The sequence below is a fragment of the Olegusella sp. genome, assembly GCF_057238325.1.
This window is the reverse complement of the sequence record NZ_DBHHGF010000001.1, coordinates 1-18,471: the sequence shown is the minus strand read 5'-3', so window position 1 is coordinate 18,471 and position 18,471 is coordinate 1. Positions and strand designations below refer to the sequence as shown.

The 18,471-nt window shown below is 48.4% G+C and carries 14 protein-coding genes; all 14 read right to left on the bottom strand.

The window, feature by feature from the left end:
• Window positions 1–110: 110 nt before the first annotated feature.
• The 14 genes from ACO5JD_RS00070 to ACO5JD_RS00005 all read right to left on the bottom strand — a co-directional run bounded on the left by ACO5JD_RS00070 (window position 111) and on the right by ACO5JD_RS00005 (window position 18,295).
• Window positions 111–1,586, bottom strand: a complete 1,476-nt coding sequence (locus tag ACO5JD_RS00070) for a glycogen synthase (RefSeq protein WP_484986821.1) — start codon at window positions 1,584–1,586, stop codon at window positions 111–113.
• 767 nt (window positions 1,587–2,353) lie between these two features.
• Window positions 2,354–3,559, bottom strand: a complete 1,206-nt coding sequence (locus ACO5JD_RS00065) for an ABC transporter ATP-binding protein (protein ID WP_021625836.1) — start codon at window positions 3,557–3,559, stop codon at window positions 2,354–2,356.
• Window positions 3,547–5,055 carry a 4-alpha-glucanotransferase gene (gene malQ, locus ACO5JD_RS00060; protein WP_484986819.1) on the bottom strand — a complete coding sequence of 503 codons (1,509 nt, stop codon included), beginning with the start codon at window positions 5,053–5,055 and terminating at the stop codon, window positions 3,547–3,549. Before malQ ends, ACO5JD_RS00065 begins: the two co-directional genes overlap by 13 nt.
• A gap of 2 nt (window positions 5,056–5,057) precedes the next feature.
• Entirely contained in the window at window positions 5,058–5,924 is an 867-nt protein-coding gene (locus ACO5JD_RS00055) for a carbohydrate ABC transporter permease (protein ID WP_021625838.1), read from the bottom strand.
• Window positions 5,924–6,826 carry a carbohydrate ABC transporter permease gene (locus ACO5JD_RS00050; protein WP_021625839.1) on the bottom strand — a complete coding sequence of 301 codons (903 nt, stop codon included), beginning with the start codon at window positions 6,824–6,826 and terminating at the stop codon, window positions 5,924–5,926. The genes ACO5JD_RS00055 and ACO5JD_RS00050 overlap by 1 nt, the downstream gene beginning before the upstream one ends.
• A gap of 124 nt (window positions 6,827–6,950) precedes the next feature.
• Window positions 6,951–8,279: an ABC transporter substrate-binding protein gene (locus ACO5JD_RS00045; protein WP_484986817.1), complete on the bottom strand. Its 1,329-nt coding sequence runs from the start codon at window positions 8,277–8,279 to the stop codon at window positions 6,951–6,953.
• A 103-nt stretch (window positions 8,280–8,382) separates the two neighbouring features.
• Entirely contained in the window at window positions 8,383–9,402 is a 1,020-nt protein-coding gene (locus ACO5JD_RS00040; protein ID WP_484986815.1) for a LacI family DNA-binding transcriptional regulator, read from the bottom strand.
• Between the two features lie 167 nt (window positions 9,403–9,569).
• On the bottom strand, window positions 9,570–12,134 hold the full coding sequence (locus ACO5JD_RS00035) for a heavy metal translocating P-type ATPase (RefSeq protein ID WP_484986813.1): 2,565 nt from the start codon (window positions 12,132–12,134) through the stop codon (window positions 9,570–9,572).
• A gap of 51 nt (window positions 12,135–12,185) precedes the next feature.
• A complete protein-coding gene (locus ACO5JD_RS00030; RefSeq protein WP_484986811.1) occupies window positions 12,186–12,482 on the bottom strand; it encodes a metal-sensing transcriptional repressor in 297 nt (98 codons plus the stop codon).
• 95 nt (window positions 12,483–12,577) lie between these two features.
• A complete protein-coding gene (locus ACO5JD_RS00025; RefSeq protein WP_484986809.1) occupies window positions 12,578–13,951 on the bottom strand; it encodes a DUF2130 domain-containing protein in 1,374 nt (457 codons plus the stop codon).
• 119 nt (window positions 13,952–14,070) lie between these two features.
• Window positions 14,071–15,450, bottom strand: coding sequence for a S1C family serine protease (locus ACO5JD_RS00020; protein ID WP_484986807.1), 1,380 nt, complete (start codon window positions 15,448–15,450; stop codon window positions 14,071–14,073).
• 259 nt (window positions 15,451–15,709) lie between these two features.
• Window positions 15,710–16,384 carry a winged helix-turn-helix domain-containing protein gene (locus tag ACO5JD_RS00015; protein WP_021625846.1) on the bottom strand — a complete coding sequence of 225 codons (675 nt, stop codon included), beginning with the start codon at window positions 16,382–16,384 and terminating at the stop codon, window positions 15,710–15,712.
• A 176-nt stretch (window positions 16,385–16,560) separates the two neighbouring features.
• Window positions 16,561–17,928: a glutamine synthetase family protein gene (locus ACO5JD_RS00010; protein ID WP_021625847.1), complete on the bottom strand. Its 1,368-nt coding sequence runs from the start codon at window positions 17,926–17,928 to the stop codon at window positions 16,561–16,563.
• A 160-nt stretch (window positions 17,929–18,088) separates the two neighbouring features.
• The gene (locus ACO5JD_RS00005) at window positions 18,089–18,295 is read right to left on the bottom strand and encodes a FeoB-associated Cys-rich membrane protein (protein WP_021625848.1); all 207 of its coding nucleotides are present in this window, start codon (window positions 18,293–18,295) and stop codon (window positions 18,089–18,091) included.
• Window positions 18,296–18,471: the final 176 nt, after the last annotated feature.

Below are 18,471 nucleotides of genomic sequence, written 5' to 3'. Positions count from 1 at the left end.
CCCCTTTCGATTGGATACAGAGTCAACAAAGCATATGGTACCCAAAAGAAGGAAATCTAAGCGCTACACACTAAGATTTCTACTTTTTCTTTCTGCGTCTTGCTAGCCGCCTAGCCCAGCATACTGCAGTAAAGCTCTTCGTAGCGTTTGGCAGAGACGTTCCAGCTAAAGTCACGAGTCATTGCGCGACGTACCATCACATCCCAACTGTGCCTCCGCGTAAAGTAAACCGTCTTGGCGTAGTTAATTGCATTGAGCAACAGCCATGAATCGTAGCGGTTAAACGAGAAGCCCACGCCTGTCTCTTCATATTCGTTGTACGGCTCAACCGTGTCACGCAGGCCACCAGTCTCACGCACGATAGGTAGTGCACCATAACGCATAGCAATAAGCTGTGTGAGACCACAGGGCTCAAAACGACTGGGTACCAGCATGGCATCGGCTGCTGCATAAATCTTGGACGAACGTTCGCCTGAGTACATGATGGAACTAGAGACGGTACCGTGGTGACGCCACTCAAGATCGCGGAACATATTTTCAAGATCACTATCGCCTGTGCCAAGCAAAACAAACTGCGTATTACCGTCAACAACCATATCCTCAGCAATGGTGCCCACCAAGTCGAGACCCTTTTGGTTGGTAAGACGCGAGATCAAGCCAATGACCATCTTGCTTGGATCCTCAGCAAGGCCAAGCTCACGCTGAAGTGCCAGCTTGTTTTCGGCTTTACCTTTAATGACATTGCGCGAGGAATAGTTATACGTTAGATGCTTGTCTGTCTTGGGGTTGTTGACCTCATAGTCAATACCGTTAACAATGCCCACCATCTTGGAGGCATGGTAGCGCATAATGCCATCAAGATCTTCACCATACTCACTAGTCTGAATCTCGCCTGCATACGTCTCGGATACCGTAGTTACACGGTCAGCGTAGACAATGCCACCCTTGAGCATGTTGGCATCATTGCGATAGGCATTGGCTGCACTCGAATAACCACATTTGTCCAGTGCAAATGCCTCATCAGGAATACCTGAGACGCGCTGCATACGCTCGCGTTCACAAATACCTTGGAAGCGCAGGTTGTGAATGGTGATTGCACACTTAGTATTGCGCGAAAGATCGGTGTCATAAAAGAGCGTACGCAAAAACACTGGCACAAGTCCTGCTTGCCAATCGTGGCAGTGGATGATATCAGGAGTCCAGCCAATAACTGGCAATGCCGCTAGTACCGCTTTGTCAAAGAAAATGAACTTTTCGATGTCATCATACATATTGGTATAGGGCGCGCCCCAACCAAAGAAATCCTCGTTATCAAGGAAGTAGTAGGTAACACCATCTTGGTCGAAGGTCTCAACGCCCACAAAATGGTTGCCAATACCTCCCATATCCATCCAAAAGTCGCAGACATGCGTCATGCGGTCTTTATACTCTTGAGGCAGGACATTGTATTTGGGAATAATTACGCGCACGTCCACGCCATCGGCTACCAAAGCCTTGGGCAGCGCGCCCATAACATCAGCGAGTCCACCCGTTTTGATAAAGGGATAGCACTCGGAGCCAACGAACAGAACCTTAGGTGCAGCCATAGCTTGCCTTCCTCCCGTTCGCACCGGCTCTTACGTCCGGGCGTCGTCGTCACTCTTTTAGTTTAGCGAAACTGACTCAATCTCGCAGCAGCACTGCCATTCAACCCGTGAGCGGCGCTAAGTAGTGTCTCAGAACGCAAGTACAAACTGCTTTTGGCCTCGCGTCCCTGGCAATCTCCAATCACAACTAATCTGCGCGGGACGGATTGATGACCTGTAATCACGGAAAGCCACGTTTTGCTTCCCACGGCTGCAAATGCCACAGAGCTCTTTATCCTAGGCATCATCCGCTGCACATTTCCTCATGACTTGTCAAAAGCCACGTTCTGCTTCACTCTGGGTGCCAAACGCCACGTTCTGCTTCATGCCAGACGCCAAAAGCCACACTTCATTTCATGCCGAGTGCCAAACGCCACACTCTGTTTCAGCAATCGCGGCTCTGCTTGCCAAAAGCCACGTTCTATTTCAGAAAAAATGTCAAAAGCCACAAATCTCTTCAAGGGCCTTCACGTTTGCGCAGGTAGATTTTTTTCGCGTGAAACAAAGTGTGGCTTTTGGCTAAAAAAGTGAAGTAGAACGTGGCTTTTGGCAAGCAGAGCCTCACTAGGGGAAAGAATACGTGGCGTTTGGCAAGCAGGGCCATGCTGCATGAAACAGTTCGTGGCTTTTGACACAACACACGACACCAGATTGATGACCCGTCGCAAAAAACGGCAGCCCGCCAAAAGCGAGCTGCCGACAGAGGGAAGGCACGTAAAACCTAGAGCTTAAAACTCGAGGTTGTGCTCGTCTTCCTTGGAGAAGAGATGCACCGCATTGCCTGGGAAAGAGAAAGAAATCGTTGTCTCGGGAGCAAATGCCGTTAAACCTGACTTTGCTAGCTCGGTAGTCTGAACGATAACGATAACGTCTTGACCTTTGGCATTCAGATGCAGGTGAATCGATGAGCCCATCATCTCGGAGACCTCAACGCTACCATTGAGCGTATTGGCTGCGGGAGGCTCGCTGGTATCAAGTACCAAGTGCTCGGGACGCACGCCCAAGGTAATAGCCTGGCTCTGAACATCGTGGGCAAGCAGACGCTCCTGCTTGTCCGCGCTTGGCTCAACTACAACATCACCGATAACCACCGAGTAGCTATCTCCCTTGCGTACGAGCTCGGCATCAAAGTAGTTCATCTGAGGCACGCCAATGAAGCCTGCAACAAAGAGATTTGCGGGATGATCAAAGACTTCCTGAGGAGTGCCAACCTGCTGCACCACACCATCTTTCATGATGACAATGCTGTCACCCAAAGTCATAGCTTCGGTTTGATCGTGTGTGACATAGATAAAGGTGGTATCAATGCGCTGGCGCAACTTGATAATCTCTGCGCGCATCTGGTTGCGCAGCTTTGCATCAAGGTTGGAGAGCGGTTCGTCCATAAGCAGAACCTTGGGCTCACGAACAATAGCGCGACCGATAGCAACACGCTGACGTTGGCCACCAGACAGCGCCTTGGGTTTACGCTCGAGGTACTCAGTGATGCCTAAAATCTCTGCAGCTTCACGAACCTTGCGGTCAATCTCGCTTTTCTCAACCTTGCGAAGTTTAAGGGGAAAAGCGAGATTGTCATAAACGGTCATATGAGGATAAAGAGCATAGCTCTGGAAAACCATTGCGATGTCGCGATCCTTGGGCGCCACATCATTCATAAGCTTGCCGTCAATCAACAGCTCGCCACGGGTAATCTCCTCTAGGCCTGCAACCATACGCAAGGTAGTAGACTTGCCGCAGCCCGAAGGGCCAACAAGAACAACAAACTCGCGGTCAGCAATTTCGAGGTTGAAGTCCTCTACTGCCAAAACACCCTCATCGGTTACCTTGAGATTGTGCTTCTTCTTGGGGGCTTGAGCCTTTTTGCCAAACAAGCCCTTCTTTGCCTCGGTGTTGGGATACACCTTTTCGATATGACGTAGGCTTACTGTTGCCATGAGTGCTTCACACTCCTTTCGTACTGGGTGGTAAGGTCGGCAATTTGTGCCGCCAGACTACTGCTCAGCTGGCCAGGCACAAGTCGCCACTGCCAGTTGCCGCCGAGAATTCCCGGCGAATTGATACGAGAATCTGCACCGAGACCCAGATAATCCTGAATCTGTGCCATAAAAAGCTGTGCCTTGCTTGCCATACCTGCGCGTACAAAAGCCCAAGGAAGATCGGACTCATCCTTTACCTTGAGATATTTAGACGCCGCTGCCAAATCACTCGCTTGCACCTCTTGTGCCCATGCAGCAATAGGCGCGTTGTCATGAGAACCTACATAGCACACACAGTTTTGGGGATAGTCTGCCGGCATGATGCCTGCACTATCCTGATCGCGTGAGTCAAAGGCAAATTGCATAATCTTCATCCCTGGAAGGGCAGATTGAACAAGCAATTCACGTACCTCAACTGTAAGGTAGCCCAAATCCTCAGCAATCAAGCCACAATCCCCAATGGCAGATTTAATGGCATTGACAAGACGGATACCAGGCCCTTTGACCCAGTGACCATCTTTGGTGGTCGTCGCACCATAGGGTACCGCCCAATAACTCTCGATACCGCGGAAGTGATCGATGCGAATTACGTCAAACAGACGAGCAGCACCAGCAGCACGGCGACGCCACCAGTCAAAACCATCAGCTTCCATTGCTTCATAATCGTACAAAGGGTTACCCCAAAGCTGACCTGTTGCTGAAAAATTATCAGGTGGTACACCTGCAACAAACGTGGGAACATTAAGCTCATCCAACTGGAAGTTTGCAGGCTCAGCCCAGACATCAGCAGAATCCATTGCCACATAAATTGGCATATCGCCAATGATGCCCACACCCCGTTTGTGCGCGTAACGACGCAATTCCTCCCACTGCTGGAAGAAGAGATACTGCGTATACACAAAGAGGCGCACATCACTAGCAAGCTTTGTGCGATATGCTTCGCAAGCTTTGCTTTCATGCAGACGAATAGCCTCATCAGGCCAATCGGTCCAAGCAACCATACCAAAGTGGCGTTTTACAGCCATAAACAGCGCATAATCATCAAGCCAAGTAGCATTTTCCCGAGCAAAGCTAGCAATTTTTGCAGCATCACGCTGCCAGCCACGCTCGCAAGCCAAGGCTAAAAGCGATAGGCGATGCTCATAGAGCGCCTGGTAGTCAACACGTGCGGGGTCATTTCCCCACTCGACTGCCATAAGCTCTTTTGCCTCTAGAAGTCCATCTTGGACAAGCAAGTCAAGGTCGATCAAGTAGTGATTACCTGCAAAAGTCGAAGGACTTTGGTAAGGCGAATCTCCATAGCTCGTAGGACCTACCGGCAGCAATTGCCACCAGCTCTGCTTTGCTGCAGCAAGAAAATCAATCCACTCGCGCGCAGCAGCGCCCAAGCTACCAATGCCATAAGGTGATGGCAGTGAGAACAGTGGAGCTATGATGCCACTCGACCTCTCCATGACTAACCCTTCACAGCGCCAGCTGCGACGCCCTTGATGATGTGCTTCTGGCAGGCAAGATAGAAGGCAACAACAGGAATAATGGCAAGCAAAATCAAAGCCATCGTTGCACCTAGATCAACTGTGCCATAACTACCCTTGAGATACTGAATATGAATAGGAATCGTGCGGTACTCATTGGTATCAAGTACCAAATATGGCAGGAGGTAGTCATTCCAAACCCACATAATCTCAAGGATACCTACGGAAATAAGGGTAGGTTTGAGCATGGGCAACACTACGAGGAAGAAGGTACGAACAGGTCCGCAACCATCAATTGCAGCAGCTTCTTCAATCTCAAGAGGAATTGCTTTAACAAAGCCCGAGAACATAAAGATAGCAAGGCCTGCACCAAAACCCAGGTAGATGATGGGAATAGTAAAGGGATTGTCCATGTGTAACACATAGGCAGTACGCGACAGGGTAAACATCACCATCTGGAAGGGCACTACCATCGAGAAGACACACAGATAGTAGACGATCTTGCAAAACAGCGAGTTCACGCGCTGAATATACCAAGCGGCCATCGAGCAGAACACCAAAATAAGCGCTACCGACAAAACGGTAATGATGACCGAATAGAGAGCAGAGCTTGCAAAGGGATAGTTACCAAAGGTCATACCTTTGATGAAGTTATCCCAACCAGCAAAGCTTTCTGCTGTAGGCAAAGCAAAGGTCTCGGTCTTAACGAAGGTATTCTTCTTGAATGAGTTGATAATCACGGCAACCATAGGCAGTACCCAAGCAATGCAGATGATTGCAAGTGTCACCGACAAGGTAGTCTTGGTACGACGCTCGGCAGCGAGAGTCTGTTCTTTTGTCTTTGCCATTACTGCTGCACCTCCCTTCTACGGGTGTAATAAAGCTGAGCCAATCCAAGTGCTGCAACCAGCACAAAGAAGATGACAGCCTTGGCCTGTGCAACACCGCGAGCAGCGGTTGCAGAGCCATAGAAGGTATTGAAGATGTTAAGTGCCAGCATCTCAGTCGTATTGATGGTGTTGCCATCAGGCTGGATGATGTAGGGCAAACCACCCGTAAGAGCAAGGTTCTGGTCAAAGAGCTTAAAGCCGTTGGTAAGCGACAAGAACATGCAGATGGTAATCGAGGGCATGACATTGGGAATTGTCACCTTAAAGAGAGTCTGCAACTTGGTTGCGCCGTCAATCTTGGCGGCCTCAAGCATATCCTCGGGCACAGCCTGCAAGCCAGCAATATAAATAATCATCATATAGCCAACCTGCTGCCAGCACATCAAGATGATAAGACCCCAAAAACCGTAGGTAGTATTAAGCAAGATTGATGTGTTGTAGGCGCGCAATATGCCATCAAAAATCATCGACCAGATATAACCCAAAACAATGCCACCAATGAGGTTGGGCATAAAGAAAACCGTACGGAAAAGATTGGATCCCTTGATGTTTTGGGTGAGTACATAGGCAACTGTAAAGGCCAACACATTGATAAGCACGAGACTTACCACTGCGGTAAGAGCTGTGTACCAGAAAGAGTGCTGGAAGCTTTCATCAGCCAAAGCCGTTGCAAAGTTTGAAAAGCCAACAAACTGAGCATTGGAAACAAGCCTAAAGCTACACAGCGACAAATACATGCCTTGGATAAAGGGCCCAATGAAGCCGATGCAAAATGCAGCAAACACTGGCAAAATAAAAAGCCATGCCCAATGGCGTGTAGACCTGCGAATTGAATTTCCAGTCTTGAGCTTAGCAGCCATTCTCTCTCCTTTCTGCTTCTCGAAATGAATTCAATAAATACTGGAATTTGGGTAAAGAGCCGAGACGGGGTAATTTCATCCCATCCTGGCTCCACACTAAATCGCTAGTACGAGTTGCTAAAGCTTAGGCATTTGCCTTTGCGTACTGGGTTGCCCAGCCATCGACAAACGCAGTCTTGACTGCATCCCAGTTTGCATCGGTCTGATCGGCGCAGTAAGCGTTCATAGCCGAAACAAGAGCTTTACGGTAGTCATCAACGTTGGGCTGATAGCTGGTAACCCAGTCCATGACATAGTTGCCCTTCTCGGTGTAAGCAGCAGCAGCGTTGAGATAGCCGTTGGTAGACTTTGCAGCGTTCTGGAACGGCATAATGCCGAGCTGCTCGACGAGCTGAGCAGAAGCATCAGCATCGGTAACCAGCCAGACCATGAAGTCCTGGGTTGCCTTCTGCTGCTCTTCGGAGGAGTTGGTGTTGATTGCCCAGCGGTTCTCGGTGCCGCAGTTGAGACCAGCCTTCTCCTCGCCCTCAACGCCGCAATAATACGGAATCATCGTGGTGTTCTTCTGAGCCTCTGCATAGGTGGCATACTGCCAGCTGCCCTGAACATCGAAGGCCGCCTTGCCATCGATGAACTCCTGACCATTGGAGTAAGAAGTATCGGTAGACAGGGTCTTGGGATCAACGGTGCAGTTGTTGATGCACAGGTCAAAGAGCATCTTGTAGTTGGGCAGGAACTCACCGGTGATGGTCTTGGGGCACTCATCCCACTTCTTGCCAGCCTTCTTCTCCTCGTAAAAGTACTCGAGGTTTGCCATATGGCCGGTGAAGCGCCAAGAACTGTCATCGGTCATATCGCACGCAGTGAAAGCGTCAAATCCCAGCTCATCCTTGCGCTTGTGAATGTCCTCGACGACCTTCTTGAGACCCTCAAAGTTGGTGATCTCGTCCATGCTGTGGCCAGCCTTCTCCACGAGGTCCTTGTTGGCGATGATGCCATAGCACTCGTAGCAGTAGCCCTGAGAGACCATCTTGCCGTCAGCGTCAAAGAGATCGTAGGTATCGTCGATCTCTTCTTTCTGGATGTCGGTGCCCTTGAGGTCGATAGCATAGCCGCCCCAAGATTTAACACCCGCAGAGTTGCCAATAACAAAGAGGGTGGGAGCCTTCTCTGCCTTGTCCATATCAGCGGTCAGGGTCTGCTCATAGGTGCCTGCTGCTGCAGTCTTGACTTTGACAGATACGCCCTTCTCATCGCTATACTTCTTTGCGAGTTTCTGGAGAAGCTCATCAATCTCGGGCTTGAAGTTGAGCCAATAAACGGTAGCGCCACCCTCGTCTGCGGAGGAACCAGCACCACCCTTGCCACCCTTGCCGCCGCAAGCGGCGAGAGTCGTTGCTGCAACAAGACCTGCAGTACCCAAGAAAGTCTTACGTGTCATTCCCTTGCTCATACCAAATCCTTTCCCTCTGTTTATATTTCCCGCATCTTGCGATGCGTTCGTGCCCTACATAAGTTTGTGCCCTACATAACGAGCCGTACCTACTTTGTTGCATCTACGAAGCAACTGGAGCGATGGTGCCTCCCTTCCGCAGATGTGTCTCCACGCGGATGTGCCGCGTAGAATCCTCCTTATTGAGCATCGAGAGCAGCGTATCGACTGCAAGCTCTCCCAGCTCTATCTGGGGTTGTACCAAGGTGGTTAATGTAGGAATTGCAAAGTACGACAGCTCAATTCCGTCGATTGCAATAAGCGAAAAATCCCGAGGGACTATCAAGCCTTCATCATGAAGACCTTTAAGCGCAGCAATTCCCAGTGAATCGGCTACCGCAAAAAGAGCTGTTATTTCAGGATGATTTTGAATGAGTGTACGAGTTCCCGAATAGGCTGCCTCAAGAGAAAAATCCAAAGCACAAACAACAAGATTTTCATCTATCGTCAGTCCTGCTTCGCGCAGAGCTCGACAATATCCGCGATAGCGAAGCTCGGAAATGGAGTGATCATCTGTAGCCGAGAGAAGCACTGCTATATGCTTGTGACCCAGTTCAATAAGTTTATTTGTTGCCTGAAAAGCAGTTGCTTCGTCGTCAATAGCAACCGAGGAATAGCAACTTTCATCAAGGCTGCCAAATTGATTGGCATGAGTACAACAAATGACTGGAACACCAATAGAAGCAATGTCTTTGGGGTTATAGTCAAAACGACCGCCAAGCAAAATAACACCGCGCAGACGCTTAGACTGAGCAAGCGCTGCCGCTGCCGCAACCTCATCAGAGTCAAACTCAATTTGATCAATGACCATGGTGTACCCAGCGCGATCAATACACTGCCCAATGGTGCGTACGATGGGAGCATAAAAAGTATTTTCTGCACCACGAATCACTAGACCGAGGTGTTTTGCTTGGGTTTGTACAAGATCACGAGCGCTGATATTGGGTACATAGTGAAGCTCGCACACAGCATCCATAACCTTGGCTCGAGTTTCTGCACTCACATCGGGATGACCGTTGATTGTCCGGGAGACTGTGCTCACTGCAACGCCACTCAATGCTGCAACGTCTTTGATAGTAGCCAAGGTCTCCCCCTTTCGGCTCATCTGTACAAGACTTGGTTTGTCTTGTTTCTGGAAACGTTTCTGGTAACGTTTACATCTGTCTTTATACTATCTTGTAGACATAAAAAAGGGGCACTAGAGTACCCCGGATTCTAGGCGAGCGGTTAGTTTTGGTCGGCAAACGTTTCTTATACAATGCTTGCTTTATATCCCGCCTCTTCAACTGCCTTGACAAGTGTGTCATCACGAACAAGCAGGCCTGCATCAAGATCGGCAGTACCCTGCTCCAAATTAACGGTAACGTTTTTGACACTCTTAACATCCTCAAGTGCTTGAGTAACGTGAGCAACGCAATGCTGGCACATCATACCCTCAACCTTAAGCTGTTTGTGAGACATTTCTTCCTCGCTTTCTGCCAGTACAGACTGACTCTCTTGAACAACAACGGTATTATGACTGCTAAATTTAGGTCTCTTCGGCTTCCACAGGCGCAAAAGCAAAGCATTGCTTACCACAAAAACGCTGGAAAATCCCATGGCTGCAGCACCAATCATCGGATTAATTTGGATACCCCAAGGTACAAGCACACCCGCTGCAATAGGAATGCAAAGTGCATTATAAAAGAGCGCCCAAAAGAGTCCTAGCTTAATTTTTTTGAGCGTTGCCTGTGACAACTCGATAGAAGTTGCCACATCATTGGGATCGGAGTGCATCAATACAATGTCTGCTGACTCAATGGCAACATCGGTACCAGCACCAATAGCAATGCCAATATCTGCGCGAGCAAGTGCAGGCGCATCGTTAATACCATCACCTACCATAGCAACCGTGCTACCCGCTTTTTGTAGTTCACGAACTTTTTGCTCTTTTTCCTGCGGAAGCACCCCTGCAACAACCTCATCAACACCAACCGCCCCAGCTACTGCTGTTGCAGTGGTCAACTGGTCACCAGTAAGCAGCAAGGTTTTGATACCCATGCCATGCAGACGACTTATCGCCTCGGCGCTGCTGGGCTTGATGGGATCAGCAACAGCAAGCATACCAAAAACTCGCATACCCTCCGCAAAAAAGATCGGAGTTTTAGCCTGAGCTGCAGCAGCCTCAGCAGGACCAAGTAGAGCTCCCAACTCGACGCCCTTTGCCTCCATCAGACGACGATTTCCCACAAACACCTGCTGACCTTCCAAAATTCCTGTCAGTCCGCCACCATCAATTTGCTGAAATTTCTGCACAACAGCAGATTGTCTGTCTTGAACATGATGGGCTTCTGCCCAGCTCATGACAGCGCGTGCCAAAGGATGTTCGCTTTTTTGTTCAAGCGCATGAGCAAGCTTTGCAAGTTCATCTTCACTGATGTTAGCTGCCACTACAACGTCGGTAACCTCAGGTGCTCCTGCCGTGATAGTACCCGTCTTGTCCATCACAACCATATCTACATTGCAAGCACCCTCAAGGGCCTCAGCACTCTTGATAAGGATGCCATGTGCTGCTCCCCTACCAGTGCCCACCATAACAGCAGTTGGAGTGGCAAGACCTAAAGCACAGGGACAAGAAATCACCAGTACCGATACCGCATGAGTAAGCGCTACTGAAAGCCCCGCACCCAAAAGCAACCAAACAATCAGTACTATCAAAGCAATACCAATAACTACAGGTACAAATACACCAGCAATCTTGTCCGCCATGCGCTCAATAGGAGCTTTAGAGCTGGTAGCTTCATCGACCAAGCGAATAATGGCAGAAAGTGTCGTATCATCTCCGACTGCCCGAGCCTCAACTGTCATCCAACCCGAGGTACTCGTCGTGGCAGCGCTCACCTTTGAACCCACCGTTTTTTCTGCAGGAATAGGCTCGCCCGTGATTGCAGATTCATCTACCAAAGCAGAACCTTCAAGCACCACACCATCTACCGGCAAAGACTCGCCAGCGCGCACGATAACTCGCTCACCTAGGCGCACTTCCTCGGCAGGAACCTGCTGCTCTTCTCCGTCACGCATAACATTTGCCGTCTTGGGGGCAAGATTCATCAGCGAAGTGATCGCATCAGTAGTGTGACCTTTTGCCCGGGCTTCAAAGTACTTACCCAAGGTAATCAAGGTCAAAATCATACCTGCAGAGTCAAAATACAAATCATGCGAAGCTACCATTGCCTGGGTAAAATCGCCACCACCAAGCGACCAAGCCATACGCAGAGTCGCGGCAAGCGCGTAAATTACTGACGAGGCAGAGCCAATAGCAATCAAACTATCCATGTTGGGCGATAGATGCCCTAAGGTGCGGAAACCAACCACAAAATAATTACGATTAACCAAAAGGATAGGCACCAACAAAAGCAGCTCAACAAGCGCCCTTACCATTATTCCTTGTTGACCCACAAAAAATAACAATTGAGGCCATCCAAACATGGGACCCATTGCAATATAGAAAAGCGGCAATTCAAATATTACGGAGATAATGAGCTGTCGAAGCTTTTGTTCTTGAGTCTTGCGTGCAATCTCTCCAGGCGCGGAAACAGCAGCATCCTTTTTACTTATATCTGAGCGCTGCCTACGTAGAGCACCATAACCTGCTTTTTCTACGGCTGCCACAACCGCCTGGACTGTTGCAGGCGAGCCATCGTAATCTAAAGTCATTGAATTTTTAAGTAGGTTAACATCTGCGGCGGCAACACCTGGCACAGCAGATGCAGCTTTGCCCACACGAGCAGAGCAAGCAGCGCAAGTCATGCCAACAATATCAAGAGTTTCTTTCATGTCTTTCCCCAAAATCCAGCCTCACATCCTTGGCTGGCGTATCAACAGTCTTTAAGCACCAAATTTTTTGAGTAGGGCCATAACCTCATCAAGCACTTCAGTATTACCTGCCTGGACCTGCTCAACTACGCAGGTTTCTAGATGCTCTTTGAGTACTATGCGACTCACTGCTTTGACTGCACTCTCCACAGCAGCAAGCTGAGTTAGCACATCACCGCAGTAGCGATTGTTATCAATCATGGTTTTTACACCATTGAGCTGACCAATCGCGCGATTGATACGACGAGTAACATCAACTATGAGTTCATCCGAGCGAGGCGTCTGCTTATATGCACAATGCTCTGCCATCCGAATCCCTCCTCCTATATGTTGCAGTTGAAGGCAGTATACCCATAGGGGGTATATCTAAATCAGAAACTCCGCTTAGTGCGGAGAAAAACCCTCTACTCCTCAAGTTGACGGAATTTCTCCTGCATAGTGGGATTACCCCAAGTGAGCTTGCGGATAGTAAGACCTTGCGCTTTGTCATTAGCAAGTCGTAATTGATTTTCGGAGGTTAAAAGATTTTCTTTAACCTTTTGCAGATGTGAGATTGTCTTGTCAATTTCCTCGATAGCCACATCAAAACGCTTTGACGCTGCAGCAAAATTTTTGGAAAAACCATCCTGGAAATTCTGCATCTTTTCTTCGAAGTGTGTCACATCGACATTTTGCTGGCGAATCTCAGCCAATTCACGGCGAGCATCAGCTGCCGATAAAGCAGCATTACGCAAAAATGAAATTAACGGAATAAAAAACTGTGGACGGATGACATACATCTTGGGATAACGATAGGACACATCTACAATGCCCTGATTGTAAAGTTCACTTTCAGGCTCAAGCAGACTGACAAGCACAGCATACTCACAGCCCTTACGATGCCGATCGGCATCTAACTTGGCAAAAAAGTGCTCGTTAGTCTTTTGATTGCGCGTTTCCGAGTTTGCAGACTCATTTTTCATCTCAAACATGATGGAGAGCAATTCAACCCCATCATCAGCCTCTTCACGAAAGATGAAATCCCCTTTTGTACCCTCGGAAGCATCGTTATCTTTCTCGAAATATGCATGAGGAAACGCTGTCATACGAATCTTGTTGAACTCGTTTTGACAATGCTGCTCTAAAGACTCTCCTACTAGCTTGACCGAAAGCTTAGATTTCATATCTTTAAGCTGTGAAATCTCTTCTTCGCGAAGTTTGATGAGGGCATCGCGACCAGCAAGCTGCTCAGACATCTGCATCTGCAAGGTATTAACACTACGTTCTGCTTCACTTTTTGCCAGCGCAAGTTGAGAGGTCAGCTCATCTCGCTCTTTTTGGGCTTGAGCGTGCATCTTGGCAAGTGCGAGTTCGTTTTGTGCCTGAAGCGTATCTTTTTGGGAGGCAAGCTGAGCTGTCAGTTGAGCAATACGAGCATCGCGCTCGGCTAGCTGAGTTTGTACCTGCTGGATAGTTTGGGTCTCAGCAAGACGTACTGCTTGATCGCGAGTATCTTGAGCAGCTTTGATTTGAGCTTTGAGTTCTACTAGCTGGGAATCACGCTGAGCAATCTCATGAGCAGCGATTTGCTTGTCTTTGACTGCATCAGCCAAGAGCTGATCACGAAGTTTTGCTAGCTCGAGCTGCTGAGACTTTTGACTATCAGATCGCAGCAAATCCTCGCGTGCCTCAAGCTCGCGTTTGAATTCCTTGTCTCGCACTTGTGCCACAATTTGAGCGTAACCACTTTCATCAACAGTGAAATGCGTGCCACAGTTGGGACAAACGATATCGCTCATGAGCTTTCCTTCCGCTAGCTTTGCTTAACGCTTATCTTCTCACAAGCACCGGACAGCAAAAAGACTGCCAACATGTGACAGCCTTTGGGTACTTCTTTACACAAACAAAATGAATAGGTCTACTCGCCAAAGCCTTCAAAAGGATTGTAACCTTGAGAATTTTGATTGTTCTGCTGGTTGTTTTTCATGAGCTGCTGTTGGGTCTGTAGCTCCTCATCGTTGCCCAGTGTCACCGTAAAGCTTTTTTCTGTGCCATCACGATTGACAGTAACCTTGACTTTATCGCCCTCAGCATGGCTACGAATATTCAAAATCACTCCATCAGCGGAGCTAATCTTGTCATCATCAATTGCAGTAATGATGTCACCCTTCTTGATACCAGCCTTTGCGGCCGGGCCATCCTTGTCAACCTGTGCCACATAAGCACCCTCATCAACAGAAAGACCACTGGAATTTTGAGAGTTAACTGTCAGCATCGACACGCCGATATAGGCATGAGTGACCTTTTCGCCAGCAATAATTTTCTTGGCAATATTTACGGCATAGTTTCCTGGAATCGAAAAACCAATACCCGAGAAGTCACCACTTGAGGACTCTACCAGTGTATTGATACCTACAAGCTCCCCCTTATCATTAACCAAAGCACCACCGGAATTTCCTTGATTGATGGCAGCATCAATCTGAATAAGGTTGGCGTAAACCGCGGTACCCGAAGAAGAAGGCAATAAGGTTGAACGGTACAAAGCCGAGACAATGCCCGTCGAAACAGACTGATTGAGACCAAAAGGACTACCAATAGTCATAACCCAGTCGCCAACAACCAACTTATCGGAGTCGGCAATATCGATTGGAGTGACGCTAGCACCCTTGAGATCAACTTTGATCACAGCAATGTCAGAGGAACTATCTGAGCCTACAACCTCGGCATTGTAAGTTTTGCCCTCAATATCAACGGTAAGCGACTGAGCATTTTCAACTACATGATAATTGGTGATGATATTGCCTTTTTTGTCCAAAATAACGCCAGAGCCCAGAGCTTCCCCACCTGTAGTTTTGACACTGATGGACACAACGGAAGGCAAACACTTGGTAGCTACTGCCTCCGCAATCGAAGCATTCTCACTGTTGGCATTGATAGTTATTTTGTTGCTTGAACCAGCAGTTGTAGTAACAACTTTTGAGCCAAGAACTCCTGTACCAAGAAGTATCGCCGTTAATGCACCAGCACCTACTACACCACCAAGTACGCCCTGCAGAAAATGCTTAGCTCCATTGTGTTTTTTCTTATTGGCATTTTGCACTGTGGGCGCAGGCGTAGGCTGATCACCCACAGGACCATTTGCGCCACCATAGTTTTGTGTGGGCTGTGGCTGTACTGCCGTAGGCTGCGCCACGGGGTTTACACGCGTCGGCTGTTCAGAGGCAGGATTACTTACCGTCGGCTGCTCAGGGGTAGGATTCTGCTTATCAAAGATGGGCTGCTCATCAAATTCACTCATCGTCGCTCCTTTGCTTCGGCATTGCTTGTATGCCAAGCCTTAAATATAAGAAAAATTTACCCTTAATGAAAGTTCTCATACCCAATAAGCACTAAGAGTACATTTAGCCAAAAAAACAGTGCGGCACGATAATTCTCAAATTAAATTCTGCTACTTTATTAAATACATGTCGCATCGTGCTTTTTCGGCGCACATAAAGTTGTAGCTAGGCATCAACCTAGCTACAAAGACTTTAGGTATAAATTTTTGGATCTACAGCTTAAATCTTGAAAAGATAGCCGACGCCACGTACGGTCACAATATGAGCTGCAATCTGAGGACCTACCTTGGAACGAACGCGTCGGATATGAACATCAACCGTACGAGTGCCACCGCAATACTCAAAGCCCCACACGCGGTGAAGCAGAGCTTCGCGCGAATAAGCACGTGACGGGTGTGTAGCCAAGAAGGACAACAGCGAGTACTCCATTAGTGTTAAGTCAACGCTCTTCTCATTAATATAGACCTGATACGTAGCCAAGTTAATCGTCATATTGTCAACAGAAATGATGTCATCTGGAGCGTTTTCCTCACCAGGCCACAGCAGCAGAGAACAACGCACCTCAAACTCAGCATCACTGGCAGTAGAGCAAATAAAGTCATTGTGACCCTGAACGGGCAAATGGAACTTGCTGAGCTTGTGCTCGTCCATAATAAAAAGACGAGGAATGAGGCCGTTGTCGGCCACGTAGCTATCAACGCTGGTGAGCGTTTCGTTTTCCATATCTTCGGGATCAATAATTACCAGAGAAAACTCATGACCCGAAGAAATTGCCTGCGAAAACGTAGCAGGCGTGGCTAGTGCAACCGAAACGTCAAGCTTATGCGTAAGCTCGCTCATTCTTGCATGATAGCGATCAGACTTCGCAATGAGCAAGATATTCTTGTGATGCATGTGCTTGCTCCCCGTACTCTTTTGCTAAGACAGTGCCAAAGGCCCTGCACATTTCAAAAAGAATAGCATATTGATATAAGATTAGACGCGAATATGAAAACCCACATCGAGTCTCTAGTTGTTACCAGAGACTCGTTCCTTGCAAACATATCTTAACTAGCTGGAGTCTTAAGGTTTTAAATACCTGCGTAATACCTGTCACGTTCCCAGTCAGTAACGGCGCTACAGTACTCATCCCACTCCTTATGCTTTGCCTCAAGCATATAAGAAACAATGTGGTCACCCAGCACTTCGCGCATAAGCTCACTCTTCTCAAAGACGTCTAAAGCCTCACCCAAGGTGCGCGGCAATGCAGCCACACCTAGACGTGCAAGCTCGGCAGGACCTTTTGCCAAAGTCTCGGCATTGACTTCACTGGGGAGTACAAGCTTTTCTTCAATACCGCGAATACCTGCAGCAAGAGTAGCTGCGATAGCAAGGTAAGGATTGGCAGAAGGATCGGGGCTACGTAGTTCGCAGCGGGCAGACTGGTGCTTGCCTGGTTTGTGCATAGGCACGCGCACTAAAGCGTTACGATTCTTGAATCCCCAGGTAGCATATGCAGGCGCATCTCCCGAAGGCACCAGGCGCTTATAAGAATTAATTGTTGGGTTGCAAATTAGGGTGTATTCGGGTGCATATTTGAGAAGACCCGCCATGTACTGGCAACCAACCTCAGAGAAGTGTGCATGCGGTGCATCGGAGTCACCATCGCGCGGACCCCAAAAAACGTTATTGCCATCTAGGTCAAAGAGCGACTGATACAAAAACATTCCAGAGCCTGTGTACGCACTCATCGGTTTGGGCATAAAGGATGCCAACACTCCGTTTGCCTGGGCCATCGAGCGGATGACATAACGCGCAGTAATGATGTTATCGGCAGCAGTGAGAGCCTCGGTAAAACGTAGCTCAACAGCATTTTGCGAGGGCGCACTAGAGTGGAAATTGTACTCCACGGGTACAGACATGCGCTCGAGCATCATGGTGGTATCGCGACGCAAATCAGAACTTGAATCAAAAGAAGTCAAATCAAAGTAGCCTGCATAGTCCAAAGGACGCGCCTGATTGGGGCGAGCAGAACCATCTGAAGCAAAATAAAAATACTCAATGCGAGGGCCAATGTTTGCTACATAGCCTTTTTCATCAAGATTTCCGAAGAATGTTTTGAGGCAGGTACGAGGATCACCCTCAAAAGGCTCACGACGAGGTGTAGCGATGTTGCAAATAATGCGCGCAGAAGGACCTTCGGAGGAATTGCCCGGCAAAATCTGAAAAGTCGAGGCATCAGGGAAAGCCAGCATGTCAGATTCCTCAAGCGGTACAAAACCATCAACGGAGGAACCATCAAAGCCAATACCCTCTTCAAAAGCTTCTTCCAAATCTTCGGCTGAAATGGCAAAAGATTTTAATGTACCAAGCACATCGGTAAACCACAGTCGTATAAAGCGAATGTTGCGTTTTTCCACTGTACGCAGAACGAAATCGATGTTTCTGTCGTCGCTCATTCAATGCCTCCCTCAGGCATATCGTGCCAGACCAACTCTGAACAGCTATTGCACTGAGCAGTCCAGCAAAACTGCGCATATCCATAGTCGAACATGGAAGTATTCCATATATAAATTTCGTCTCTGTTACCTGTTTTGGCTGAACTCCGCAGAAGGTAGACTAGCGACCTTGTACGTCCTTTTCAAGAGCAGAATTTGCGCGCTGGAGCATATCGGCTGCAGCGGAACAGTGACCTGAACCCGTAGCTCGCGCCTCACAGGTGCCAGCGCTGCCACAACTAGCACACTCTCCTCCGTCTTTTCTGAAAGAACGAAACGCCAAAAATACACCCAGCCCAATGAGCGCTAGGACAATCACATCAACCATGGGAACCCCCTCGTCTTTGTTAGACAAGTATAACTATACCCAACAAACTCTGCCCTGCGGCAGTGATACGTTGATTGCTACGTGAGGAACACACAGACCCCGCTCTCGCTTACAATAAGAACCTGAATTCCGAAGCAAATTTTAGCAAATAGGGTCATCTACCTGTGTAGATGGTC